Origin of the sequence: Nocardioides mesophilus, assembly GCF_014395785.1 — a bacterium.
GTDB lineage: Bacteria > Actinomycetota > Actinomycetes > Propionibacteriales > Nocardioidaceae > Nocardioides_B > Nocardioides_B mesophilus.
This window is the reverse complement of the sequence record NZ_CP060713.1, coordinates 2147843-2171632: the sequence shown is the minus strand read 5'-3', so window position 1 is coordinate 2171632 and position 23790 is coordinate 2147843. Positions and strand designations below refer to the sequence as shown.

Annotated in this window: 25 protein-coding genes; 15 read left to right on the top strand and 10 right to left on the bottom strand. The window is 73.3% G+C overall.

Features of this window, described 5'->3' with window-relative positions:
* Positions 1–352 precede the first annotated feature (352 nt).
* Positions 353–1177, top strand: a complete 825-nt coding sequence (locus H9L09_RS10395) for an HAD family hydrolase (RefSeq protein WP_187580507.1) — start codon at positions 353–355, stop codon at positions 1175–1177.
* 269 nt (positions 1178–1446) lie between these two features.
* On the opposite strand, the gene H9L09_RS10390 is transcribed toward H9L09_RS10395, so the two are convergent.
* Together H9L09_RS10390 and H9L09_RS10385 are read right to left on the bottom strand one after the other, a co-directional pair.
* The gene (locus H9L09_RS10390) at positions 1447–2175 is read right to left on the bottom strand and encodes a Fic family protein (protein ID WP_187580506.1); all 729 of its coding nucleotides are present in this window, start codon (positions 2173–2175) and stop codon (positions 1447–1449) included.
* A 53-nt stretch (positions 2176–2228) separates the two neighbouring features.
* Complete coding sequence (locus tag H9L09_RS10385) at positions 2229–2750, bottom strand: hypothetical protein (RefSeq protein ID WP_187580505.1); 522 nt, start codon at positions 2748–2750, stop codon at positions 2229–2231.
* 69 nt (positions 2751–2819) lie between these two features.
* On the opposite strand from H9L09_RS10385, the gene H9L09_RS10380 reads away from it, so the two are divergent.
* From H9L09_RS10380 to H9L09_RS10330, 11 genes are all read left to right on the top strand, one after another.
* A complete protein-coding gene (locus tag H9L09_RS10380; RefSeq protein ID WP_187580504.1) occupies positions 2820–3686 on the top strand; it encodes a class I SAM-dependent methyltransferase in 867 nt (288 codons plus the stop codon).
* 1 nt (position 3687) lies between these two features.
* Positions 3688–4812 (top strand): sensor histidine kinase, encoded by a 1125-nt coding sequence (locus H9L09_RS10375; protein WP_187580503.1) that lies wholly within the window; start codon positions 3688–3690, stop codon positions 4810–4812.
* A complete protein-coding gene (locus tag H9L09_RS10370) occupies positions 4809–5558 on the top strand; it encodes a LytR/AlgR family response regulator transcription factor (protein WP_187580502.1) in 750 nt (249 codons plus the stop codon). Before H9L09_RS10375 ends, H9L09_RS10370 begins: the two co-directional genes overlap by 4 nt.
* Complete coding sequence (locus H9L09_RS10365; RefSeq protein ID WP_187580501.1) at positions 5555–5932, top strand: hypothetical protein; 378 nt, start codon at positions 5555–5557, stop codon at positions 5930–5932. Before H9L09_RS10370 ends, H9L09_RS10365 begins: the two co-directional genes overlap by 4 nt.
* Before the next feature lie 6 nt (positions 5933–5938).
* Positions 5939–7468, top strand: a complete 1530-nt coding sequence (locus H9L09_RS10360) for a sodium/solute symporter (protein WP_187580500.1) — start codon at positions 5939–5941, stop codon at positions 7466–7468.
* A 197-nt stretch (positions 7469–7665) separates the two neighbouring features.
* Entirely contained in the window at positions 7666–8016 is a 351-nt protein-coding gene (locus tag H9L09_RS10355) for a DUF485 domain-containing protein (RefSeq protein ID WP_187580499.1), read from the top strand.
* Positions 8013–9617, top strand: a complete 1605-nt coding sequence (locus H9L09_RS10350; protein ID WP_187580498.1) for a solute symporter family protein — start codon at positions 8013–8015, stop codon at positions 9615–9617. Before H9L09_RS10355 ends, H9L09_RS10350 begins: the two co-directional genes overlap by 4 nt.
* A gap of 143 nt (positions 9618–9760) precedes the next feature.
* The gene (acs, locus tag H9L09_RS10345) at positions 9761–11752 is read left to right on the top strand and encodes an acetate--CoA ligase (protein WP_187580497.1); all 1992 of its coding nucleotides are present in this window, start codon (positions 9761–9763) and stop codon (positions 11750–11752) included.
* Positions 11753–11926: 174 nt separating this feature from the next.
* Positions 11927–13114 (top strand): Na+/H+ antiporter NhaA, encoded by a 1188-nt coding sequence (nhaA, locus tag H9L09_RS10340; protein ID WP_187580496.1) that lies wholly within the window; start codon positions 11927–11929, stop codon positions 13112–13114.
* Positions 13115–13201: 87 nt separating this feature from the next.
* A complete protein-coding gene (locus tag H9L09_RS10335) occupies positions 13202–13624 on the top strand; it encodes a phage holin family protein (protein WP_187580495.1) in 423 nt (140 codons plus the stop codon).
* A gap of 15 nt (positions 13625–13639) precedes the next feature.
* On the top strand, positions 13640–14593 hold the full coding sequence (locus H9L09_RS10330; RefSeq protein ID WP_187580494.1) for an alpha/beta fold hydrolase: 954 nt from the start codon (positions 13640–13642) through the stop codon (positions 14591–14593).
* 2 nt (positions 14594–14595) lie between these two features.
* Here the strand turns inward: H9L09_RS10330 and H9L09_RS10325 are convergent, their stop codons facing one another.
* Genes H9L09_RS10325 through nth form a run of 4 tightly spaced genes read right to left on the bottom strand, consistent with a single transcriptional unit; the run spans position 14596 to position 17872 of the window.
* A complete protein-coding gene (locus H9L09_RS10325; protein WP_187580493.1) occupies positions 14596–15768 on the bottom strand; it encodes a MarP family serine protease in 1173 nt (390 codons plus the stop codon).
* Positions 15769–15778: 10 nt separating this feature from the next.
* Positions 15779–16489: an NUDIX hydrolase gene (locus H9L09_RS10320; protein ID WP_246456404.1), complete on the bottom strand. Its 711-nt coding sequence runs from the start codon at positions 16487–16489 to the stop codon at positions 15779–15781.
* A 22-nt stretch (positions 16490–16511) separates the two neighbouring features.
* The gene (locus H9L09_RS10315) at positions 16512–17171 is read right to left on the bottom strand and encodes a TlpA family protein disulfide reductase (protein WP_187580492.1); all 660 of its coding nucleotides are present in this window, start codon (positions 17169–17171) and stop codon (positions 16512–16514) included.
* Complete coding sequence (gene nth, locus H9L09_RS10310) at positions 17168–17872, bottom strand: endonuclease III (protein ID WP_246456402.1); 705 nt, start codon at positions 17870–17872, stop codon at positions 17168–17170. The genes H9L09_RS10315 and nth overlap by 4 nt, the downstream gene beginning before the upstream one ends.
* A 121-nt stretch (positions 17873–17993) precedes the next feature.
* Between nth and H9L09_RS10305 the strand changes: the two genes are divergently transcribed.
* Positions 17994–18671 (top strand): Crp/Fnr family transcriptional regulator, encoded by a 678-nt coding sequence (locus H9L09_RS10305; RefSeq protein WP_187580491.1) that lies wholly within the window; start codon positions 17994–17996, stop codon positions 18669–18671.
* Positions 18672–18677: 6 nt separating this feature from the next.
* On the opposite strand, the gene H9L09_RS10300 is transcribed toward H9L09_RS10305, so the two are convergent.
* From H9L09_RS10300 to sp36, 4 genes are read right to left on the bottom strand one after another with little or no spacing between them, the layout of a single operon-like run.
* Positions 18678–19481 (bottom strand): MBL fold metallo-hydrolase, encoded by an 804-nt coding sequence (locus tag H9L09_RS10300; protein WP_187580490.1) that lies wholly within the window; start codon positions 19479–19481, stop codon positions 18678–18680.
* A complete protein-coding gene (locus H9L09_RS10295; protein WP_187580489.1) occupies positions 19481–20392 on the bottom strand; it encodes an NUDIX hydrolase in 912 nt (303 codons plus the stop codon). Before H9L09_RS10295 ends, H9L09_RS10300 begins: the two co-directional genes overlap by 1 nt.
* Complete coding sequence (locus tag H9L09_RS10290) at positions 20392–20862, bottom strand: RidA family protein (protein ID WP_187580488.1); 471 nt, start codon at positions 20860–20862, stop codon at positions 20392–20394. Before H9L09_RS10290 ends, H9L09_RS10295 begins: the two co-directional genes overlap by 1 nt.
* On the bottom strand, positions 20859–21014 hold the full coding sequence (gene sp36, locus H9L09_RS10285; RefSeq protein ID WP_187580487.1) for a Sp36 family protein: 156 nt from the start codon (positions 21012–21014) through the stop codon (positions 20859–20861). The genes H9L09_RS10290 and sp36 overlap by 4 nt, the downstream gene beginning before the upstream one ends.
* 32 nt (positions 21015–21046) lie before the next feature.
* Here sp36 and H9L09_RS10280 point away from each other — a divergent pair, with 32 nt between their 5' ends.
* Both H9L09_RS10280 and H9L09_RS10275 read left to right on the top strand, forming a co-directional pair.
* Positions 21047–21862, top strand: a complete 816-nt coding sequence (locus H9L09_RS10280; RefSeq protein ID WP_187580486.1) for an alpha/beta hydrolase family protein — start codon at positions 21047–21049, stop codon at positions 21860–21862.
* Between the two features lie 42 nt (positions 21863–21904).
* Complete coding sequence (locus H9L09_RS10275) at positions 21905–23614, top strand: flavin reductase (protein WP_187580485.1); 1710 nt, start codon at positions 21905–21907, stop codon at positions 23612–23614.
* The last annotated feature ends 176 nt before the right edge of the window (positions 23615–23790 follow it).

Here is a 23790-nt window from a genome sequence, read left to right as displayed (position 1 = left end):
CCGCACCCGGGCGCAGGCTGTGGACGAGTCCGGGTCCGGGCCCGGCTGTGGACGGAATCCGGTCGGCACCGGCGGCGGGCAGCGGCGACCGGCAGCGGCGGCGGGACGACCGGCACCGGCAAATCGAGAGAGAGGGGGTGCGGCCCCCGGCCGGGGGATGACCGGAGGCCGCCAGGTCCGGGCTCGGGGGGATGAGCCGGACCCATCCAGCGGCTGGGGGGAATGCCGCTGGGATCCGCACAGGATGTCGCTCCCGAGAAAGCGGGCCACAAGGGCCACTTCGATGGTAGCGCGTCCTTTACCCGATGTCGCCCTCCTATGCTGGTGCCCGAACCAGGAGAGGCGGCCCCTAATGTCCGACGGTGTCGAGCGCGCCACCGGCCGCCCCGCTGCCTTCTTCGACCTGGACAAGACGATCATCGCCAAGTCGAGCACGCTGGCGTTCTCCCGCCCCTTCCAGGCCGGCGGGCTGATCTCGCGGCGCGCGGTGCTGCGCAGCGCGTACGCCCAGTTCGTCTACCTGGTGGGCGGGGCGGACCACGACCAGATGGAGAAGATGCGCCAGTTCCTCTCCGACATGTGCGCCGGGTGGGACGTGCAGACGGTCCGCGACATCGTCGCCGACACCTTGCACAACATCGTCGACCCGCTGGTCTACGACGAGGCGGTCTCCCTGATCGAGGAGCACCAGCTCGCCGGGCACGACGTGATCATCGTGTCCGCTTCCGGCACCGAGGTCGTGGAGCCGATCGGGGAGATGCTGGGCGCCGACGGCGTGGTCGCGACCCGGATGCGGATCGCCGAGGGCCGCTACACCGGCGAGATCGACTACTACGCCTACGCCGAGAACAAGGCCGAGGCGGTCCGCGAGCTCTCGCGCGAGAAGGGCTACGACCTGTCCCGCAGCTACGCCTACAGCGACTCGATCACCGACCTGCACATGCTCGAGGTGGTCGGGCACCCGCACGCGGTGAACCCCGACCGGGAGCTGCGGCGCAAGGCCCTCGAGCGCGGTTGGCCGGTGCTGGTCTTCGCCCGGCCGGTCACCCTGCGGAGCCGGGTGCGACTGCCGCAGAGCGCACCGACGCTGGCCGCGCTGGCCCTGGGTACGTCGTTGGCCGTCGGCGGGGCGGTCTACTACGCCGCCCGTCGGCGTGTCGCCCGCGGCCTCTCCTAGACCACCGCGGCAGCCGGCCGCCTGGGCCCACTAGACCATTGCCCCTGGCCCTTGTGGCCATCCCTCGCCGGGCGTACAAAGAGGACAGAAGCACAACTGAACAACCCGCACGTGAGCCTGGTACCCACGCGGCGACCTACCCTTCCTATGGGCGTTGTCCTCGGGACTCCCGCGGCAACATCTTCGGTGCACGCCTGGTAGCCGGCGTCTCACGTGTCAGCGGCGGCACTCCGACCTCCTCGAGGCGGGAGTGCCGTTCGCATGTGTGCTCAGCGGGGCTCGACCAGCGGGCTCGCCTCGGCCCCCTTGGCGTAGGCCTCGGCGGCGTACAGCAGCCAGGCCTGCACCCCCGCCCGGCCACCGTCGCGGTAGGCACGCAGGTTGGACTCGTACTCCCGGCGCAGCGCGAGGTGGCCGGCCTCGGGCACCGTCAGCGAGGTCGCGTCGACCCCGCGGGAGACGATCAGCAGCCGCTCGGCCGCCCTGGCCACGATGCCGTTGTGCGACACGAACGGCGCCGCGGTGACGATCTCGGCGTGCGCGACGGCGGCGACCACCAGCGCGGGCGCGCTCGTGGTCGCCGACAGCGTCGCCGCCAGGTCCTGGAGCCGGGCGGCCGCCTCGGCGGCGCGGGGACGGCCAAGGTCGGCCTCGGGCACCTCCCCCTTGGCGGCCAGCGTGTGGATCCGGGCCAGCGCCTGCAGCGGCGCGGTGGCCAGCACCGGCGCCAGCCCGAGCAGCTCCGCGCTCACCCGTACGGCGGCCAGCGCGACCGGTCCTCCGCCCCCGGAGCGGACCTCGTCCACCGTGGCCTGTGCCCCCTCGAGCACGGCGCTGGCCACGGCCCCGCGGAGCAGGGACTCCCCGGTGGTCTCAGGCGGGGTGCGGCGCAGACCGCGGTCCCGCAGCAGCGCGTCGATGCCGTCACGGGTGGCAGCCATCGCGGAGCCGACCCCCTCGAGCGAGGCGAGCCGGGCCAGCGGGTCGATGTCAGGCACGCCCGCAGCGTAGTCGGGCCGCTGCGGGCGGGCGGGCGCCGGCCCGTCGAGCCTCAGGCCGCGGGGCCGTTGTGGCGCACCTCGGCGACGTGGGTCATCGCCTCGCGCAGCTCGGCCAGCCAGTCCTGCTCGTGCTGGCCGACCAGGCGCACGCACCAGGCGAGCGCCTCGGACCGGGACCTGGCCACGCCGGCGTCGACCAGGGTGTCGAGCACCTGCCGCTGCGGCTGCCGGAGCCGGGTCATCACCGGGGCGGCGAGGTGGGTGAAGAGCTCCCGGTGCTCGCCGACCCGGACGCCCCACGACACCTTGCGCTCGTAGCGGCGCTCGGCCTCCCGGGCGATCGCCATCCGCGCCTCCCGGGTGTTCTCCCGGAACCCCTTGGCCCGGCCGATCCGGGCCTCCTCGACCTCCGCGGCCGCCGTACCGTCCGCCAGGTCCACGTCACCGATGGTCAGCACCACGGTGATCTCGTCGCGGTCGACCGTGACCTCGGCCGGCGCGACCCGCCACTCCTCGGGCAGGCGGCCGGCGAACCAGCCCCGCACCCGTTCCAGCTGTTCGTTAGTAATCATGTAATCATCATTACTCGTCACTCCTGCGGCTTCAAGGGGCGGCGCCGGACGTTGGTAGCCTCGGGCCCGATGACCTCGATCTCCGGGACCCCCGACCACTCCGCGCACGCCCTGTCGTTCGCCGGGGTCGCGGACGCCTACGACCGGGCCCGGCCCAGCTATCCGCGCGAGGCGGCCGGCTGGCTCACCGGACCGCACCCGGTGCGGGTCCTCGAGCTCGGCGCCGGCACCGGCAAGCTCACCGGCGAGCTGCTCGCCCTCGGGCACGAGGTGATCGCCACCGACCCGCTCCCGGAGATGCTGCACCGGCTCCGCGACCACCACCCCGACTGCCCGACCGCGGTGGCCACCGCCGAGGCCATCCCGCTGCCGGCGCGCAGCGTCGACGTGGTGGTCAGCGCCCAGGCCTTCCACTGGTTCGACGTGGAGCGGGCGCTGCCCGAGATCGCCCGGGTGCTCCGTCCCGGCGGCCGGCTCGCGCTGGCCTGGAACCTGCGCGACGAGCGGATCCCCTGGGTACGCCGGCTCGGCGCCCTGCTCGACACCCAGGAGCAGGACACCGACCCGACCCAGCTGCTCGTCGCCTCGCAGTGGTTCGGCTTCGTGGAGACCTCGACGTTCCGGTTCTGGCAGCCGCTGGACCCCGGCCGGCTGCGCGACCTGGTGCTCTCCCGCTCCTCGGTGGCGGTCAAGCCGGCCGCCGAGCGCGAACGGGTGCTGGAGAAGGTCCAGGCCTTCTACGACGACTACGGGCGCGGCCACGACGGGATGCTGCTGCCCTACCTGACCAGGTGCTTCGCCTCGACGGTCCGGGCCCCGGCGTTGGAGGAGCCCCCCGCGCCGCGCCCCGGCGGGAGCCGGACCGACCGTGGCCCCCAGCCGGTCGAGCCGCCCCGCGAGGACGGCTCCGGCTCCCTGTTGATCGACTTCTCCTGAGATGGCGGGCTGGCCCGGCTGGCTGCGCCGCGGACACCTCGGCACCGAGGCGGACCGGGCGACCTTCCGCACCCTGCACACCGCCGCGCTGGCCACCCCGGCGCTGCGAGCCGGGCTGACCGAGGCCTCCGCCCAGCGCTCCGTGCGGCACCTGCGCAGCCTGCTCGCCTCACCGGCGGTGGCGCTGACCGACCGGGAGCGGCTGCTCGCCTGGGACGGCGGCCAGCACCACCACCAGGACCAGGCCGGCCCGCTCGCGCAGGGAGTGGTGGCCGAGGGCGGCACCGTGGTGCTGCAGCGCGACGCGATCCCCTGCGGACACCCGGGCTGTCCCCTGCGGCAGGTGATCGTCGCCCCGCTCACCGTGGAGGAGCGGGTGATCGGCACCTTCCAGGTGTTCGTCCCCTCCGCCTCGGCCGCCCTGGTCCGGGCCGCGGAGGAGGTGGCCGGCTGGGTCTCCGGCCAGCTCGAGCTCGCCGAGCTCGACGCCTCCCGGACCCGGTTGATGGAGGCCGAGGTCCGGGCGCTGCGGGCCCAGATCAGCCCGCACTTCGTCTACAACTCCCTCAACGCGATCGCCTCGTTCGTGCGCACCGACCCCGAGCGGGCCCGCGAGCTGCTGCTGGAGTTCGCCGACTTCACCCGCTACTCGTTCCGGCGGCACGGCGAGTTCACCACCCTGGCCGAGGAGCTGAACTCGATCGAGCGCTACCTGGTGCTGGAGAAGGCCCGGTTCGGCGACCGGCTGACCGTGGTCCTGCGGGTCGCGCCGGAGGTGCTGCCGGTGGTCGTCCCGTTCCTGTCGCTGCAGCCGCTGGTGGAGAACGCCGTACGCCACGGGCTGGAGCAGAAGGCCGGCTCCGGCCGGATCTCGATCATCGCCGAGGACAACGGCAGCGAGGCGATGATCTCGGTGGAGGACGACGGGGTCGGGGAGGACCCCGAGAAGGTGCGCCGGGTGCTCGCCGGGGACCCCGAGACCGACTCGGTCGGGCTCGGCAACGTGGACGCACGGCTGCGCTCGGCGTTCGGTGACGACTACGGACTTGTGGTGGAGACCGCCCCCTCGGCCGGGACGAAGGTTATCGTTCGAGTGCCGAAATACGCCCCTGGAGTCCACCCGTGACCGGAAATCCCGTCCTGCTCGACGTTCTCGTCGTCGACGACGAGCAGCCTGCCCTCGACGAGCTGTCCTGGCTGCTCCAGCGCGACCCCCGGATCGGCACGGTCACCACCACCGACAACGCCGCCGAGGCGCTGCGGGTGCTCCAGGTCGGCGGGGTCGGGGCGGTCTTCACCGACATCCGGATGCCCGGCCTGTCCGGGCTCGAGCTGGCCAAGGTGCTCTCGCGGTTCCGAACCCCGCCCCCGGTCGTCTTCATCACCGCCCACGACGAGCACGCGGTCGACGCCTTCGAGCTGAACGCGGTCGACTACGTCCTCAAGCCGGTGCGCGAGGACCGGCTCGCCGAGGCGGTCCGCCGGGTGGTGGAGTCGACCGGCACGCCCGAGTCCCGCGACGAGGACGACAGCATCCCGGTCGAGCTCGGCGGGGTCACCCGGTTCATCTCCCGCTCGGAGGTCCAGTACGTCGAGGCGCACGGCGACTACGCGCGGCTCCACACCGCCGGCGGCAGCCACCTGATCCGGAGCCCGCTGACCACCCTGGAGGAGCAGTGGCGACCCGCCGGGTTCGTGCGGATCCACCGCTCGCTGCTGGTCTCGCTGCCGCACATCGTCGAGGTCCGGATGGACGGCGGCCGGTGCAGCGTGCTGGTCGGGACCCGGGAGCTGGTCGTCAGCCGCCGGCACACCCGCGAGCTGCGCGACCTGCTGGTGCGCCGGGCCCGGCCGGGCGGGACCGGCCGGTGACGCCGGCCGACCCGCCGCGCCGGGTCCGGGTCACCAGCCCGCGCACCGACGCGGTGCGCCCGCGCCGGTCCAAGGCCACCTCGGAGATCGACGCCCAGACCCAGCTCGGCGAGGTCTACATGTCCTCGCTGCTGCGCGCCCAGGGCCGGCTGGCCGCCCTGGTCCTGGCCTCGCTCGCGCTCACCGTCGGCGCACTGCCGCTGCTGTTCCGGGCGGTGCCGGCGCTGACTGACGCCCGGCTGCTGGGGATGCCGGTCACCTGGGTGCTGCTGGCGTTCGCCGTCTACCCGTTCCTGTTCGCGCTGGCCTGGTTCTACGTCCGGGCCGCGGAGCGCAACGAGCGGGACTTCGCCGACGTCGTCGAGCGCGAGTAGGCAGCCATGGGCTCGGGCTGGGCGCTGAGCGCGGTGGTGCTGGTGGCGGTCGCCACGCTGGGGATCGGTGCCTACGGGTGGCGGTTCTCGCGCACCACCAGCGACTTCTTCGTCGCCTCCCGGTCGGTGCGCCCGGCCCTCAACGCCTCCGCGATCGGCGGGGAGTACCTCTCCGCCGCCTCCTTCCTCGGCGTGGCCGGGCTGGTGCTCGCCTTCGGCGCGGACATGCTGTGGTACCCGGTCGGCTGGACCGCCGGCTACCTCGTGCTGCTGGTCCTGGTGGCGGCCCCGCTGCGCCGCTCCGGCGCCTACACGCTGCCCGACTTCGCCGAGGCCCGGCTGGAGTCCCGCCCGGTGCGGACCATCTCCTCGGTGCTCGTGGTCGCCATCGGCTGGCTCTACCTGATGCCGCAGTTCCAGGGTGCCGGCCTCTCGCTGGGCACGGTCGCCGGGACCCGCCCCTGGGTCGGCGGGGTCGCCGTCGGGGTGGTCGTGCTGGTCAACGTGTTCTTCGGCGGCATGCGCAGCATCACGTTCGTGCAGGCGTTCCAGTTCTGGCTCAAGCTGACCGCGCTGCTGGTGCCGGCGATGTTCCTGCTCTCGGTGTGGGTCGGCGACGGGGCCACCTCGCCGGCGGACGCCACGACGGTCACCAACGGCGTGCACGGCGACCTGTGGGCCTCGCCGCTGGACTCCGCGAGCGCCTACCCGCTCTACACCACCTACTCGATCATCGTGGCCACCTTCCTCGGCACGATGGGCCTCCCGCACGTGGTGGTCCGCTTCTACACCAACCCGGACGGGCGGACCGCACGTCGTACGACGCTGGTGGTGCTCGCGCTGCTCGGGCTGTTCTACGTGCTGCCGCCCGTGTACGGCGCCCTCGGGAGGCTCTACGCCCCGGACCTGATCGCCGGCGGCGCGACCGACACCGTGGTGCTCGAGCTGCCGTCGCGGATGGTGCCGGGGCTCGGCGGGGACCTGCTCTCGGCGCTGACCACGGCCGGCGCGTTCGCGGCGTTCCTCTCCACCTCCTCCGGCCTGACGATCGCGGTGGCGGGCGTGCTGAGCCAGGACGTCATGGGGCGCACCTTCCGCGGCGTGCGCTCCTTCCAGGCCGCGGCCGTCGTGGCCGTGACGGTGCCGCTGCTGCTCGCGGTGCTCGCCGAGGGGGTCGGGGTGGCCCGCGCGGTCGGCCTGGCCTTCGCCGTCGCCGCCTCGACGTTCTGCCCGCTGCTGGTGCTCGGGATCTGGTGGCGACGGCTCACCGACGCCGGCGCCATCGCCGGGCTGCTGGTCGGCGGCTGCCTGTCCGGCGGGGCGGTCGTGGTCACGCTGGCCGAGGCGACCCCCGCGGGGCTGGCCGGCGCCCTGGTCTCCCAGCCGGCCGCCGCCACCGTGCCGATCGCCTTCGCGACGATGGCGCTGGTCTCGCTCGCCACCCCGCACCGGCTGCCCCGCAACGTGGCCCGGACGATGGTGCGGCTGCACACCCCGGAGACCGTCGACCTGGACCGAGGTCCCTCACCGCGCTGACCTCTGCGCCCTCGCAGGCGCCGACCGCTCGTCGCCGTCGGGGCGCCGCACGGCGCAACGGTCGTTCCGCTGGCCGCAGCGGCGCGCGCCGGTCGTGTCCGCGGGTCCCGCGGGCTCCTAGCGTGACTCGCGTCACAAGCTCACCACGGTCCGGCGCGCCTGCGCCCGGCCGGAGCCCGAGATTGGAGTGATCCTCCGTGGCCGAACCCACCCAGACACCGCACCAGACCTCGGGGCACGCGGTCTACCGCGACCTCGCCGCCACCGACGAGTTCCACCGGCTCCGCAAGGCCTACCGCGCGTTCGCGATCCCGTGGACCGTCGCCTTCCTCGCCTGGTACCTGCTCTACGTGATCCTCTCGATCTGGGCCAACGACTTCATGTCCCTCAAGGTCGTCGGCAACATCAACGTCGCCCTCGTGCTCGGGCTGCTGCAGTTCGCCTCGACGTTCCTCATCGCCTGGCTCTACTCCCGGCACGCCGCGAAGGCGCTCGACCCACTGGCGCGGACCCTGGAGCGGCGCTACGACGCGGAGGTCGGCCGATGAGCACCGAGCACCTCACCACCGTGCTGTTCCTCGTGGTCGTCGCGATCACGGTCGGCATCACCTTCTGGGCGAGCCGCCAGTCCAGCGGCGCGGCGGACTTCTACGCCGGCGGCCGCTCGTTCAGCGGCGTCCAGAACGGCATGGCGATCTCCGGCGACTACATGTCGGCCGCGTCGTTCCTGGGCATCTCCGGCGCGATCGCGCTCAACGGCTACGACGGCTTCCTGTACTCGATCGGGTTCCTGGTCGCCTGGCTGGTGGCACTGCTGCTCGTCGCCGAGCTGCTGCGCAACTCCGGCCGCTACACGATGGCCGACCAGCTCGCCTACCGGATGCGTCAGCGCCCGGTGCGCACCGCGGCGGCGACCTCGACCGTGGTGGTCTCGGTCTTCTACCTGCTCGCCCAGATGGTCGGCGCCGGCTCGCTGGTGGCGCTGCTGCTCGGGGTGGAGAGCGAGTCGCTGAAGAACTTCACGATCGTGGGCGTCGGCCTGCTGATGATCTTCTACGTCACCGTGGGCGGCATGAAGGGCACCACCTGGGTGCAGATCGTCAAGGCCGTGCTGCTGATGGCCGGCACCATCCTGATCACCGTCCTGGTGCTGGCGAAGTTCAACTTCAACATCTCCGACCTGCTCGGCGCCGCGGCGCAGAACACCGGCAAGGGAGACGCGTTCCTCAACCCGGGTCTCAAGTACGGCGTGAACCTGACCAGCAAGATCGACTTCATCAGCCTGGCCCTGGCCCTGGTGCTCGGCACCGCCGGCCTGCCGCACATCCTGATCCGGTTCTACACGGTGCCGACGGCCAAGGACGCCCGGACCTCGGTGCTGTGGGCGATCACCCTCATCGGCCTGTTCTACCTGATGACGCTGGTCCTCGGCTTCGGTGCCGCGGCCCTGCTCGACACCGGCCCGGAGAGCGCCGTGGCCAAGAGCGGCGGCAACCTGGCCTCACCGTTGCTGGCCGAGGCTGTCGGCGGCGGAGCCGGGACGACCGGCGGCGCGGTGCTGCTCGCGCTGATCTCGGCGGTCGCCTTCGCGACCATCCTCGCGGTGGTCGCCGGCCTGACGCTGACCTCGGCGTCGTCGGTGGCGCACGACCTCTACGCCAGCGTCTTCAAGCGCGGCACCGCGTCGGAGAAGGACGAGGTGAAGGTCGCCCGGATCGCCGCGTTCGTCATCGGCGGCATCTCCATCGCGCTGGCGATCCCGGCGCAGAAGCTCAACATCGCGTTCCTGGTGGCGCTGGCCTTCGCGGTCGCCGCCTCGGCGAACCTGCCGTCGTTGCTGTTCAACCTGTTCTGGCGCCGGTTCAACACCCGCGGCGCCACCTGGGCGATCTACGGCGGACTGCTCACCTCGCTGGTGCTGGTCGCCTCCTCGCCGGTGGTCTCCGGCAGCGAGACCGCGCTGTTCACCGGCCACGACTGGTCGTGGTTCCCGCTGAGCAACCCCGGGATCATCTCGATCCCGGCCGGCTTCCTGTTCGGCTGGCTCGGCACGGTCACCTCGAACGACCCCGCGGCGGTGGCGGCGTACGAGGAGCTGGAGGTCCGGTCCCTGACCGGGGCCGGCGCCGAGGGAGCCGTCACGCACTAGCAGTAACCCCGACCGGTGCCCGCACGCTCCCTGCCCCGCAGGGTCGTGCGGGCACCGTCGCAGGGGTAGGTTGCGACCCAGGACGGCCGCACCACCGCAGCACTGAGCCCGAGCACGCCAGCCCCACCGTGAGGAGACGTTTCGTGAGCGAGGAGACCCTGTCCAACCTGAGCCGGGAGGAGCGGCGGTTCGCACCGCCCGAGGCGCTGGCCGCGGAGGCCAACGTCACCGCCGACTGGTACGACAAGGCAGCCGAGGACCGGGTCGCGTTCTGGGCCGAGCAGGCCGGACGCCTCCACTGGGACCAGCCGTGGGACCGGGTGCTGGACTGGGACGACCCGCCGTTCGCCAAGTGGTTCGTGGGCGGCAAGCTCAACGCCTCGGTCAACTGCGTGGACCGGCACGTCGACGCGGGCCGCGGCGACAAGGTCGCGTTCCACTGGGTGGGTGAGCCCGAGGACGACGCCCGGTCGATCACGTACGCCGAGCTCAAGGACGAGGTCTGCAAGGCCGCCAACGCCCTGACCGAGCTGGGCGTGCGCACCGGGGACCGGGTGGCGATCTACATGCCGATGATCCCCGAGACCGTGGTCACGATGCTCGCCTGCGCCCGTCTCGGCGCCCCGCACACGGTCGTCTTCGGCGGCTTCTCCGCCGACGCGCTGGCCAGCCGGATCGTGGACTGCGAGGCGCACGTCGTGGTGACCGCCGACGGCGGCTACCGCCGCGGCGCCCCCTCCGCGCTCAAGCCCGCGGTCGACGAGGCCGTGGCGAAGTCGGGCGACGTGGTCCGCAAGGTGCTGGTGGTACGCCGCACCGGCCAGGACCTCGGCGACGCCGGCTGGGACGACACCCGCGACGTGTGGTGGCACGACGCCGTCGACTCCGCGTCCGCCGAGCACACCCCGGAGTCCTTCGACTCCGAGCACCCGCTCTACGTCATGTACACCTCCGGCACCACCGGCAAGCCCAAGGGCATCCTGCACACCACCGGCGGCTACCTGGTCGGCTCGGCCTACACCCACTGGGGGATCTTCGACCTCAAGCCGGAGACCGACGTCTACTGGTGCACCGCCGACATCGGCTGGGTCACCGGGCACAGCTACATGGTCTACGGCCCGCTGGCCAACGGCACCACCTCGGTGATGTACGAAGGCACCCCGGACAGCCCGCACAAGGGCCGCTGGTGGGAGATCATCGAGAAGTACGGCGTGACCCTCTTCTACACCGCGCCGACCGCGATCCGGACCTTCATGAAGTGGGGCTCGGACATCCCGGCGAAGTTCGACCTCTCCAGCCTGCGGCTGCTCGGCTCGGTCGGCGAGCCGATCAACCCCGAGGCCTACATCTGGTACCGCGAGACGATCGGCGCCGGACAGACCCCGGTGGTGGACACCTGGTGGCAGACCGAGACCGGCGCGATCATGATCAGCCCGCTGCCCGGCGTGACCCACGGCAAGCCGGGCTCGGCGATGAAGGCGATCCCCGGCGTCGCCGCCGACGTGGTCGACGACGAGGGGAAGCCGGTCCCGAACGGCTCCGGCGGCTTCCTGGTGCTGACCGAGCCCTGGCCCTCGATGCTGCGCACGCTGTGGGGCGACGACGAGCGGTTCAAGGACACCTACTGGTCCCGGTTCCGCAGCCAGGGCTACTACTTCGCCGGCGACGGGGCCAAAAAGGACGACGACGGCGACATCTGGCTGCTCGGCCGCGTCGACGACGTCATGAACGTCTCCGGCCACCGGCTCTCCACCACCGAGATCGAGTCGGCGCTGGTCTCGCACCCCAAGGTGGCCGAGGCCGCGGTGGTCGGGGCCGCCGACGAGATGACCGGCCAGGCGGTGTGCGCGTTCGTGATCCTGCGCGACGAGGTCGTCGGCGACGGTGGCGACAACGCCGACATCGTCGCCGAGCTGCGCACCCACGTCGCCAAGGAGATCGGCGCGATCGCCAAGCCGCGCCAGATCATGATCGTTCCCGAGCTGCCGAAGACCCGCTCCGGCAAGATCATGCGCCGGCTGCTCAAGGACGTCGCCGAGGACCGGCAGGTCGGTGACGTCACCACGCTGGCCGACTCCACGGTGATGGACCTGATCTCCTCGAACCTGCAGGGCGGCAAGCCCACGGAGGAGTAGCAGCCCGACCGCATCGGACCGCGTCCGTCCTCCGGGACGGGCGCGGTTCGTCGTCCCGGGGGACGGCGAGCACCGATAGGCTGGGGCCGCCCGCGCTCCGCGCGCCGGGCAGAGGTGTGCCGGGAAGTCTGGTCGGCGTGGACTGCAGCGACCCCGGATCCGGAAGGCCCCTCGATGAACACCTCCCGCCGCCTCATCTTCCCCACGCAGACCCCCGGCGAGACCACCTTCGTCGGCGAGATGCTCCGCAAGGAGACCGTCGGCGGCTCGGTGGTGCTGGTCGCGGCCGCGATCGCCGTCGTCTGGGCGAACTCGCCGTGGGCGGACTTCTACCAGGACGTCCGGCACTTCCGCATCGGGCCGCTCGACGTCGAGCACTGGGCCGCCGACGGCGCCCTGGCCGTGTTCTTCTACATCGCCGGCCTCGAGCTCAAGCGGGAGCTCGTCGTCGGCTCGTTGCGCCGGCCGGCCGACGCGCTGGTGCCGATCGTGGCCGCGCTCGCCGGCGTCGCCACCCCGGCGCTGATCTACACCGCGATCAACCTCGGCGGCGGTGGGGACCTGCGGGGCTGGGCCATCCCCGCCGCCACCGACATCGCCTTCGCCCTCGCCGTGCTCGCGGTGGTCGGCTCGTCGCTGCCCGGCCAGCTGCGTGCCTTCCTGCTCACCCTGGCGATCGTCGACGACCTGGTGGTCATCGTGATCATCGCCGCGTTCTACACCTCCGAGCTGCACCTGACCCCGCTGCTGGCCGCGGTCGCGCTGCTCGGGGTCTTCGCGTTCCTGCAGCACATCCGGGGCGAGTCCTGGCTCTGGTACGTCCCGCTGGCGATCGGGATCTGGTGGTGCGTGCACGAGAGCGGCATCCACGCGACCATCGCCGGCGTCGCGATGGGGCTGCTCACCCGGGTCCGCCTCGACAAGGGTGAGGAGGCCTCCCCCGCCGAGCGCCTCGAGCACCTGCTGACCCCGTTCTCCGCGGGCGTGGCGGTGCCGTTCTTCGCGCTGATGTCGGCCGGCGTCGTGATCTCCGGGGGCACGGCGCTGTTCACCGACCCCGTGGTGCTCGGTGTGCTCGCCGGGCTGATGATCGGCAAGCCGGTGGGGGTGCTCGGCGGCGCGTGGCTGGTGACCCGGCTGACCCGTGCCGAGCTCAACGCGGACATCTCCTGGCGCGACATGGTGGGGCTCGCGATCCTCGCCGGGGTCGGCTTCACGGTGGCGCTGCTCGTCGCCGAGCTCTCGTACGCCGGCGACGAGGGGGAGGCCGCGAAGACCGCGGTGCTGCTCGGCTCCGTGGTCTCCGCGATCTTCGCCGCCCTGCTGCTGCGCCGCCGCAACAGCGTGCACCGGGCCCCCTGACCACCCGGCCGATGTGTCGGCACGCCCCGGACCGGGCACGCATGGGACAGGCGCGGCCCGGTAGGGTCGTCCCCGAAGGGAGAGCCCATGTCGCACATCGCACCCGCAGACCCCGCCCACGGTGACGTGCCGTCCCCGGACGACCCCACGATCGGGCGTCTGGTCGCCGACGCGACGCGTGACCTGTCCAGCCTGATCCACAACGAGATCGCGCTGGCGAAGTCCGAGCTCAAGGTCAGCTTCAAGAACGGCGGCACCGGCGCCGGGCTCTTCGCGGGCGCCGCGTTCCTCGTCATCCTCGCCGTGGTCATGCTCTCGGTGGCGTTCGCCTACTTCCTCACGATGACCGGCCTGCACCCCGCGTGGTGCTTCCTCATCGTCTTCGCGGTCTACGTCCTGATCGCCGCCCTGCTCGCCTTCGTCGGCGTCAAGAAGGTCAAGAAGGTCCGGGCCCCCGAGCGGGCCATCCACCAGGCGCAGGAGGCCAAGGGCCTTCTCAAGCGCTCCTGACCCTGCTGCCCTGTCATGGCGCGACCGGGTGACCTGACCCGAGTCGTGGAGCTGCCGGGGCCGTGGACGCACCGCCACGTCGCCGCCAACGGCGCCCGCTTCCACGTGGCCGAGTCCGAACCGGGCCAGGTCGCCGCGGACGCCCCGCTGGTGCTGCTGCTGCACGGCTTCCCCCAGTTCTGGTGGAGCTGGCGGCACCAGCTGCCCGCCCTCGCCGGCGCCGGCTACCACGCCGTCGCGATGGACCTGCGGGGCTACGGCGGCTCGGACAAGACCCGCGACGGCTACGACCCCTTCACCCTGGCCGGCGACGTGGTCGGGGTGGTCAAGGCGCTCGGCCGGCGGCAGGCGGTGCTGGTCGGCCAGGGCTGGGGCGGGTACGTCGCCTGGGCGGCGGCGGTCCTGCACCCCCGGGAGGTCTCGGCGCTCGCCGTCGTCTCCGCCCCGCACCCCACCGTGGTGCAGCACGCGTTCCGCCGCGGGCTGCACGGCGAGGCGCTGCGACACGTGCTGACGATGCAGCTGCCGTTCCTCCCGGAGCGGCAGCTGGCCGACCCCCACGGCGGGCGGGTGGCGGCCCACCTGACCAGCTGGGCCGCGCCGGGGTCGGGCTTCCCCGACGCGGAGGCGGTGACGACGTACCAGTCCGCGATCAGCCTGTGGCCCGCCTCGCACTGCGCGCTGGAGTACCACCGCTGGCTGGTGCGCTCCCGGCTGCGCAACGACGGGCGGGCGTTCGCCCGGAGGCTGGCCGAGCCGGTCCGGCAGCCGGTGCTGGCCCTCAGCGGCGAGCTCGACCCGGCCGTGCCCCGGGAGGCGATGCGGCGCTCGCAGCGCTACGTCGCCGGGCCGATGACCGAGCGGACGCTGCCCGGGGTCGGCCACTTCGCGCCCGAGGAGGACCCCGAGGCGCTCACCGCGGCTCTGCTCGACTGGCTGGCCGGCCTGCCGGACCTGCGCGGCCGCTGACCTCAGGCGCAGCGGCCGGTGTCGACCTCCCGGTCGGAGGTGAGTCCCTGCGCCGCGGACTCCTTCACCTGGTCGGTGGTCAGCGCGTAGCCGGTGTCCCCGTCGCTGACCGAGGCCGCGAAGATCACCCCGAGCACCCGGCCGTCCCCGGAGACCAGCGGGCCCCCGGAGTTGCCCGGCCGCACCAGCGACCGGATGGAGAAGACCTCGCGGACCACCGAGCCGTCGCCGTAGATGTCGGGGCTGCGCAGCCGCTGCTCGCCGCGGATCCGGGCGGCCTGCACGTTATAGGGGCCGTCCTGGGGGTAGCCCAGCACCGCGGCCGGCTGGCTCTCCCGGCCGCCGCCGTCGAAGCGCAGGAACGGCCGGTCCAGGCCGTCGACGGCGAGCACCGCCACGTCGAGGTCCTCGTTGTAGTAGACGACGGTGGCGGGCACCTCACGGTCCTCGAGGATGATCGCGGGGTCGTCGACACCGGCCACGACGTGGGCGTTGGTCATCACCCTGTTCGGGGCGAAGAGGAAGCCGGTGCCCTCCACGCCGCGGTTGCAGGAGTTCTCCCCGCGGATCTTCAGCACGCTGGCCGCGGCGGCCACCACGTCCGGGTCGGTGCCGATCCGGCCCGGCGGGGGGCCGACCTCGATGATCCGCTCGCGGGCGAACGGCTCGAGGTAGCGCGGGAAGAAGCTCGACCCGACCACGTCGTTGAAGGAGTCCAGCGCGGTGACCGCCCGCGCGGGCATCAGCTCGTCGACGCGGCCGAGCACCTCGGACTCGCGGACCTGGTTGCTCACCCAGGGCAGGCTGGCGCCGCTGACGGCGACCCCGAGCGCCCAGGAGACCACCAGCACCGCGACCGCGCTCAGGGCCGCGCCGCCGACGGCGTCCAGGGCCCGGGCCGGCTGCCAGGTGATCCGGGCGCGGACCCGGACGCCGGCGTACTGCAGGACCGCCTGGCCGAACGACGCGCAGATCAGCACCACGAACAGCGCCGCCAGCGAGACCCACAGCGCGGGGTCGATGTCGCCGAGGAGCCGGGGCGCCACCCAGATGCCGACCAGCCCGCCGAGCAGCAGGCCCAGGGTGGCGAACACGCCGGCGATGAAGCCTTGCCAGTAGCCGGAGACGGCGTAGGCGAGCACCAGGACGACCAGGAACCAGTCGAGGAAGTTCACGACCCCGCCCTCACTGCCCGCGCGGGTCGGTGCTCGAGGAGGACGACGCGTCGCGGCGACCCGCCAGCATGTGCGCCGGCAGCTCCCGCTCGACCCGGTCGTCCCAGGGCCGGGCCCACCCGATGTAGTCGAAGATCCGGGAGATGATCCCCGCGGTGAAGCCCCACAGGATCAGGTCCTTGTCGTCGCCGATGAGGAAGCCGGGGCCGCGCCAGCCCGACGGGTGCACCACCGAGATCCGGTGCTGCGGGTCGAGCAGCTCGGCCACCGCCACCCGGTAGACCGCGTGCACCTCGCGCGGGTCCACCACCGAGACCTCGCTCTCCTCGCGCCACCAGCCGAGCACCGGAGTGACCGCGAAGTTGCTCGGCGGCAACCACAGCTGCGGCAGGCAGGCGAAGACCTCCACACCCGCGGGGTCCAGGCCGGTCTCCTCCTCGGCCTCGCGGAGCGCGGCGGCCTGGGGGCCGGTGTCGCCCGGGTCCACCGAGCCGCCCGGGAACGAGACCTGGCCCGGGTGCGAGCGCATGTCGTGGGCCCGCTCGGTGAGCAGCACGTCGGGGCCGGCCGGTCCCTCGCCGAAGAGCAGCAGCACCGCGCCCTCGCGGGTAACGGCGTCCTCGGGCGGGACGAAGCTGGACAGGTCCTCCGCGGCCATCGACAGCGCGCCGGAGCGGACCGGCTCGAGCCAGTCGGGCAGCGCGGGGTGTGGGGAAGGCACGGGGTCGAGGGTACCCAGGCGGTCAGAGCGTGACGTCGAGGTGCTCCTCGACCAGGCCGGCGAGCTCGTCGTAGCTGCGCACCACCGCGAAGGTCGTCTCGGTGACCCGGCCGTCCGCGTCGACGAAGACGATGCCCGGCAGGCCGCGGACCCGCAGCTCCGTGCGCAGCAGCCCCTCCGGGTCCGCGAGCAGCGGGTAGGTGACGCCGCTGTCCTTGGCCAGCTCGAGCGCGCCGCCGGGCTGGGTGTCGAGGTAGTCGATGCCGAGCACGTCCAGCCGGTCCCCGGCGCGCCGGTGCAGCTGCTCGTAGTAGGGCAGCTCCTGGCGGCACGGGCCGCACCACTGCGCGAACAGGTTGATCACCAGCGGGCCGCGCAGCCGGTCCAGGGCCACCGCGGGGCCACCGCCCAGGCAGGGCAGCGTGATCTGCGGCAGTGACTCGCCGGAGCCGGCGGCCCGCATGGCGCCGGTGGTGTGGGTGATCGCGGGACAGTCCTCGATGCCGGCCGCTGCCTTCTGCTTGCGCAGCGCCGCGGTGTCGACGTCGACGTTGCTGTGCGGCACCTCCACCTGCTCGCTGCCGGAGCCGGCACCTGTCCCGGTCCCGGTGCCGGCCGCCGCGCAGCCGGCTGCCAGCACCGCGGCGGCGACCGCGGCCGCGAGGCGCAGCGACGCGGTCATGCGCGGCCCTCGGTGCGGACCAGGGCGGCGGCCTTCACCGGATCGGTCGGCCCCTCGCCGTACGCCGGGCACAGCCGCGCCACCGGGCAGGCGCCGCAGGCGGGGTTGCGGGCATGGCAGATGCGGCGACCGTGCCAGATCAGGTGGTGCGACAGCTTCACCCAGTCCTTGCGCGGGAACAGCGCGCCCACCTCGTGCTCGGCCTTGACCGGGTCGGTCTCCTCGGTGAACCCGAAGCGGCGAGCCAGCCGGCCGAAGTGGGTGTCCACGGTGATCCCGGGCACCCCGAACGCGTCACCGAGCACCACGTTCGCGGTCTTGCGGCCGACACCGGGGAGGGTGACCAGCTCCTCCAGCCGCGCCGGCACCTGCCCGTCGTACCGCTCCACCAGCGCCTGGGACAGCTTGAGCACCGACTCGGTCTTGGCGCGGAAGAACCCGGTCGGCTGGACCAGCTTCTCCAGGTGCTCGCGGTCCGCGGCGGCCATCGCGGCCGGGTCCGGGTAGGCGGCGAACAACGCGGGGGTCACGGAGTTGACCCGCTTGTCGGTGGTCTGCGCGGAGAGCACCGTGGCGACCAGCAGCTGGAAGGGGCTCTCGAAGTCGAGCTCGCAGCGGGCGTCGGGGTAGGTCTCGGCGAGGATCCGGTTGATCTTCCGGGCCCGCCGTACCAGGCTCGTGTCGGGGCGCGTCTCGGGCACGGACCCACCCTAGAGGGGGCGTCGTAGGCGCTGCGCGGCGTGATGAGACAGAATGTGACATGTACGACTGTGACTGTGGCCGACTCCCGGTGCAGATCCCCGCTACGGAGAGGACTCCCTCGTGGACAATGACGTACTCCGTCAGGCACCACTGTTCAGCGCCCTGGACGACGAGGCGGCGACCGCGCTGCGTGCGTCCATGGCCGACGCCCGGCTTCGTCGCGGCGAGGTGCTCTTCCACGAGGGCGACGAGGGCGACAAGCTGTACGTCGTCACCGAGGGCAAGGTGAAGCTCGGCCGCACCTCCTCCGACGGCCGGGAGAACCTGCTGGCGATCCTCGGCCCCGGCCAGATGTTCGGCGAGCTGTCGCTGTTCGACCCGGGGCCGCGCTCGGCGACGGTCACCGCGGTCACCGACACCACCTTCTCCTCGCTCTCCCACGAGGACCTGCTGCGCTGGCTCGACGGCCGCCCCGGCGTCGCCCGCGGCCTGCTCGCCCAGCTCGCCGGCCGGCTCCGCAAGGCCAACGACGTGGTCGCCGACCTGGTCTTCTCCGACGTCCCCGGCCGGGTCGCCAAGGCGCTGCTCGACCTCGCCGACCGGTTCGGCCGCACCGCCGACGACGGCGTGCACGTCCACCACGACCTCACCCAGGAGGAGCTCGCCCAGCTGGTCGGCGCCTCCCGCGAGACCGTCAACAAAGCGCTGGCCGACTTCGCCTCGCGCGGCTGGCTGCGGCTCGAGCCGCGCTCGGTCGTGATCATGGACATCGAGCGGCTGGGGCGCCGGGCCCGCTGAACCCGCTCAGCGGGCGCCGGAGAGGTAGTCCAGCTGCGCCCGCACGCTGAGCTCGGCGGCCCCCCACAGCACCGGATCCACGTCGGCGTAGACCCGCTCGACGATCAGCCGGGCCAGCCCCTCGCCGCGCAGGTCCGCACCCAGGTCGGCCAGCGCGGCGCGGATCTGCTCGAGCCGCTCCCGCCGGTGCGCGAGGTAGAAGTCCAGCGCCCCGAGCGCGTCGTCGATCACCGGTCCGTGACCCGGCCACACGTGCGAGAGCCCCTGCTGCTCGGCCAGGTCGCGGAGCCGGTGCAGCGAGTCCAGGTAGGCCCCGAGCCGGCCGTCCGGGTGCGCGACGACGGTGGTGCCGCGGCCGAGCACCGTGTCGCCGGTCAGCACCGCGCCCTCGGCGGGCAGCACGAACGACAACGAGTCCGAGGTGTGCCCGGGCGTCGCCACCACGTGCACCTCCAGGCCGTCGACCTCCACCACGTCGCCGTCCACCAGTCCCTCGGACCCGAGCCGGTGCCCCGGGTCGAGCGCCCGCACCCCGCAGCCGACCCGCTCGGCGAAGGTCCGGGCCGCCTCGGAGTGGTCGAGATGCCCATGGGTGAGGAGCACGGCGGCGACCTGACCGGCGCCGCCGGAGTACGCCGCCACCGCGTCGAGGTGCGCGGCGATCTCCGGCCCCGGGTCGACCACGACCGAGCGGCGACCCCCCGGCTCGCGCAGCACCCAGGTGTTGGTGCCGTCGAGGGTCATGACGTCGGCGTTCGGCGCCAGCACGCACTGCGCGCGCTCCCCGAAGGAGCCACCGGACCAGCCCATCAGGCCAGGCGCTCCCGGACGGCGTGCCCGAGGTCGACCAGGTGGGCCGGGATCGAGAGGTACATCGCCGCGTCGCCGTCGCTCCCCGGCACCACCGCGGGCTCGACCGGCGTCAGGTCACGGCCCTGCGCCGCGACCAGGGCGTCGGCCACGGCGCCGTACTCGAAGAGCTCGAGCAGCGTGCAGTAGGTCGGCGGCAGCATGAACATCTCGCCGGCGTCGACCGCGCGGATCGCCTCGTCGACCCGCGACCACAGCACCCGGTCGGACTCGGTGGACACGTCGCGCGCCACCTGCCCCTCCGGCAGCCGGGTCACGAAGAACTGGGTGTCGTAGCGGCGCGGCTCGACGACCGGGGTCACCCACGAGCCCCACAGCCGCAGCAGGTCCGTGCGCAGCACCAGGCCGCGCCGGGTCAGGAAGTCGGTGAGGGGGACCTCGCGCGCCTCGAGCGCACGGCGGTCCTCCTCCCAGTCCGCGCCGGTGGTGTCGGCGACCACGCTCGAGTCCGTCGGTCCGGCGAGCAGGACGCCGGACTCCTCGAAGGTCTCGCGTACGGCGGCGCAGACCAGCGCCCGCGCGAGCGCCTCCTCGACGCCCATCCGCTCCGCCCACTCGGCCGCGGACGGGCCGGCCCAGGCGACCGTGTGGTCGAAGTCGCGGGGGTCGACGCCGCCGCCGGGGAAGACGCACATGCCGGCGGCGAACGCCATGTCGACGTGGCGGCGCAGCAGGTAGGCCTCGAGGGATCCCGGGCCGCCGGCGTCCCCGCCGGCCTCGCCCGTGCCTGCTGACTCGCGCAGCAGCACCACGGTCGAGGCGAAGCGCGGCTCCGACGGGGTCCGGGTGCCCGCGGCGAAGGCCAGGGCGTGCTCGACCAGGGTGTCGGGCAGCCGGATGCGGGCCTCCATCAGGGAGCCGCCTCGACCTCGACGATCAGCTCGACCTCGACCGGGGCGTCGAGCGGCAGCACCGGGACGCCGACGGCGGAGCGGGTGTGCCGGCCGGCGTCGCCGAAGACCTCGCCGAAGATCTCGGAGGCTCCGTTGGCGACGCCCGGCTGGCCGGTGAAGTCGGTCGTGGAGGCGACGAAGGCGACCACCTTGACGATCCGCTTGACCGCGGACAGGTCACCGATCTCGCTGCGCACCGCGGCGATCGCGTTCAGCGCGCACTGGCGGGCGCACTCGTAGCCCTCCTCGGCGCTGACCTCGCCACCGACCTTGCCGGTGGTGATCAGCCGGCCCTCGCGCATCGGCAGCTGCCCCGAGGTGAAGACCAGGTTGCCGCTGCGCAGCACCGGGATGTAGGCCGCCACCGGCTTCGGCACCTCCGGGACGCTCAGGCCGAGCCCGGCCAGCCGCTCCTCGGGGGTGCTCATGACAGCGGCCGCTTGAAGTAGGCGACGAGGTTCTCCGGGTTCATCCCCGGCACCATCTGCACGAGCTCCCAGCCGTCCTGACCGAAGTTGTCGAGGATCTGCTTGGTGGCGTGCACGAGCACCGGCGCGGTCATGTACTCCCATTTCGTCATGCCCGCGAGCCTAACGGCTACCGTGACCGGCCATGAACGCCGTGGACCCCCGAGACGTGCTCACCCGGCAGGCCGCCCTGCCCGAGGTGGTGCTCCGGTACGCCGGGCACCGCGACGGCATCATCGACGTGCACGTGCCGGAGGCGGCACGGGACGGCGGGCCGGTGCCGCTGGTCGTGCTGGTGCACGGCGGCTTCTGGCGCGCCGGCTTCGACCGGCTGCACAACCGGCCGATGGCGCGCGCCCTGGTCGAGGAGGGGTACCTGGTCGCCGCCGTGGAGTACCGCCGGGTCGGGCCGCCGCCCGCCGAGGGTGGCTGGCCGACCACCGGCACCGACGTCGAGGCGGCCGTGCTCGCGCTGCCCGGCCTGCTGGACGGGCTCGGGCTGGCCGCCACGACCACCTCGCTGGTCGGCCACTCCGCCGGCGGCCACCTCGTGCTGTGGCTGGCCTCCCGGCCCGGGGTCACGGCCGACCGGGTGGTCGCGCTCGCGCCGGTCGCGGACCTGCGCGCGGCCGCGCGGGAGCGGCTCGGCGACGGCGCGACCCAGGACCTCCTCGGCGGCGGTCCCGACGAGGTGCCGGAGCGCTACGCCGACGCCGACCCGCTGACGCTGCTGGACCCCGGCACGGCTCCCCCCGGCCGGATCGTCCTCGTGCACGGCACCGACGACGACGTCGTACCGGTCTCGCAGAGCCGCTCGCTGGCCGCCGCGCTGCCGGATGTCGGGCTCCGCGAGCTGCCCGGTGCCGGGCACTTCGAAGTGATCGACCCGCTGTCCACCGCCTGGCCGACGGTGCTCGACGCGCTCGGCTCACCCCCACCCTCCGGGCCGGCCGCCGGCTGAGCCGCGCTCGGCCGGCTTCGGCGGTGGTGAGACGCTGGGGGCATGTCCCCCAGCGTCGCCGTGGTCGGAGCCGGCCCGGCCGGCACCACCCTCGCGCTCGGCCTGCTCGGCCACGGCTGCCAGGTGACCCTGGTGACCGACCGGACCGCGGAGGAGATCCGCGACGGCGCCGTGATGTCCAGCCAGGTCACCTTCGAGTCCGCGCTCGACCTCGAGACCACGCTCGGCGTGACCGCGCTGCTGCCGGCGGCGCCGTCGGTCGACCGGCTCTCCTTCGACCTGCGCACCGCCGACGGCGCCACCAGCGCCTTCGACGCGCCGCTGTCGGCGCCGGCCCGGTCGGTGGACCTGCGGCTGAAGCTGCCGGCGGTGCTGGAGGCGGTCCAGCGGCTCGGCGGCAAGGTCGTGGTCCGCAACGCCGGCATCGAGGACGTCGAGGAGCTCGCCGCCCGGCACGACCTGGTGGTCATCTCCACCGGCCGCGGCGGGCTGGCCGACCTCTTCGAGGTCGATGCGGAGCGGACGCCATACTCCTCGCCGCGGCGGGTCGCCGCCCTCACCTACCTGCGCGGGGTGGCGGCGGACCCGGCCGGCCCGGCGCTGCGCTACCACGTCGTGGAGGGCGTCGGCGAGTGCTTCACCTGCCCCGCGCTCACCGTCGACGGGCCCTGCGACGTGATGGTGGTCGAGGGCGTCCCGGGCGGTCCGGCCGACGTCTGGGAGGACGTGCGGACCCCCGGCGAGCACCTCGACCGGCTCCGCACCGTGCTCGCCGAGCACTTCCCCGCCGAGGCGGTCCGGATCGCCGGCGCCGAGCTCGTCGACGACCGGGCGGTGCTGCGCGGCACCTTCACCCCGGTCGTCCGGCGCCCCGTCGGCACCCTGCCCAGCGGGGCGACGGTGCTGGGGATGGCCGACGCGGTGGTGCTCAACGACCCGGTGACCAGCCAGGGCGCGAACACCGCGGTGAAGTCGGCCTCGTTCTACCTCGACGCGATCGTCAACCACACCGGGGCCTTCGACGAGGACTGGATGGGCCAGACCTTCGACCACTTCTGGCGCGGCTGGGCGCGGTTCGCGACGCGGTGGACCAACGACTGGCTGCAGCCGCGGGCCCCGCACCAGCTCGCGGTGCTCGCCGAGGCCGGCCGGCTGCCCGGGGTGGCGGAGCGGATCGCCGCCGGCTTCGACGACGCCCGGCTGTTCGAGCCCTGGTGGTTCGACGAGGCCGCCTCCGCGGCGTTCCTCGCCGAGCAGCGGGCCGCCGCCGGGAACCGTTTCGACGCCCGGGACCTGCGCCGCGCACTGGGGCAGTACGCCACCGGCGTCACCGTCGTCACCGCCACCCACCGCGGGGAGCGGTTCGCGATGACCGCCAACTCGTTCACGTCGGTGTCGTTGAACCCGCCGCTGGTGCTCTGGGCGGCCGCGGTGTCCTCGCCGTCGCTGCCGGCCTTCGAGGCCGCGGACCGGTTCGCGGTCAACGTGCTCGCGGCCGACCAGCACCACCTGTCCCGGCAGTTCTCGACCTCAGGGTCGGACAAGTTCGACGGGGTGGCCCTCGCCGGCGACGACCCGCCGCTGCTCGAGGGCACGGTCGCGACGTTCGTGTGCCGCCGTACCGAACGCGTCGACGCCGGCGACCACGTGGTCTTCCTCGGCGAGATCGAGTCCTACGACGCCCCCGGCGGCGAGCCGCTGGTGTTCCACTCCGGCGCCTACCGGCTGGCCGCGAAGCACCCCGACCTCTAACCCCCCGGACGAGCGAGCGGGCCGTTCTCCCCTCCTGGCCGCGGATTACCACGGGATGTCGGATGTTTGACGCTTCCCATGGGCGACAACCCACGGGAAGCGTCAAAGAACCATGGGCAGTACGGCGTCCGGGGCGACCGTCTCGGTGCTGCCGCCGGGACATGTCCACAACGGCG

Coding starts and splice junctions, on each gene's coding strand:
- H9L09_RS10290 (WP_187580488.1), bottom strand. CDS start 20,862: ATGAGCACCCCCGAGGAGCGGCTGGCCGGGCTCGGCCTGAGCGTCCCG.
- H9L09_RS10330 (WP_187580494.1), top strand. CDS start 13,640: ATGGCGCGACCGGGTGACCTGACCCGAGTCGTGGAGCTGCCGGGGCCG.
- H9L09_RS10275 (WP_187580485.1), top strand. CDS start 21,905: ATGTCCCCCAGCGTCGCCGTGGTCGGAGCCGGCCCGGCCGGCACCACC.
- nhaA (WP_187580496.1), top strand. CDS start 11,927: ATGAACACCTCCCGCCGCCTCATCTTCCCCACGCAGACCCCCGGCGAG.
- H9L09_RS10395 (WP_187580507.1), top strand. CDS start 353: ATGTCCGACGGTGTCGAGCGCGCCACCGGCCGCCCCGCTGCCTTCTTC.
- H9L09_RS10280 (WP_187580486.1), top strand. CDS start 21,047: ATGAACGCCGTGGACCCCCGAGACGTGCTCACCCGGCAGGCCGCCCTG.
- H9L09_RS10295 (WP_187580489.1), bottom strand. CDS start 20,392: ATGGAGGCCCGCATCCGGCTGCCCGACACCCTGGTCGAGCACGCCCTG.
- sp36 (WP_187580487.1), bottom strand. CDS start 21,014: ATGACGAAATGGGAGTACATGACCGCGCCGGTGCTCGTGCACGCCACC.
- H9L09_RS10360 (WP_187580500.1), top strand. CDS start 5,939: ATGGGCTCGGGCTGGGCGCTGAGCGCGGTGGTGCTGGTGGCGGTCGCC.
- H9L09_RS10315 (WP_187580492.1), bottom strand. CDS start 17,171: ATGACCGCGTCGCTGCGCCTCGCGGCCGCGGTCGCCGCCGCGGTGCTG.
- H9L09_RS10385 (WP_187580505.1), bottom strand. CDS start 2,750: ATGATTACTAACGAACAGCTGGAACGGGTGCGGGGCTGGTTCGCCGGC.
- H9L09_RS10380 (WP_187580504.1), top strand. CDS start 2,820: ATGACCTCGATCTCCGGGACCCCCGACCACTCCGCGCACGCCCTGTCG.
- H9L09_RS10350 (WP_187580498.1), top strand. CDS start 8,013: ATGAGCACCGAGCACCTCACCACCGTGCTGTTCCTCGTGGTCGTCGCG.
- H9L09_RS10335 (WP_187580495.1), top strand. CDS start 13,202: ATGTCGCACATCGCACCCGCAGACCCCGCCCACGGTGACGTGCCGTCC.
- H9L09_RS10375 (WP_187580503.1), top strand. CDS start 3,688: ATGGCGGGCTGGCCCGGCTGGCTGCGCCGCGGACACCTCGGCACCGAG.
- H9L09_RS10300 (WP_187580490.1), bottom strand. CDS start 19,481: ATGGGCTGGTCCGGTGGCTCCTTCGGGGAGCGCGCGCAGTGCGTGCTG.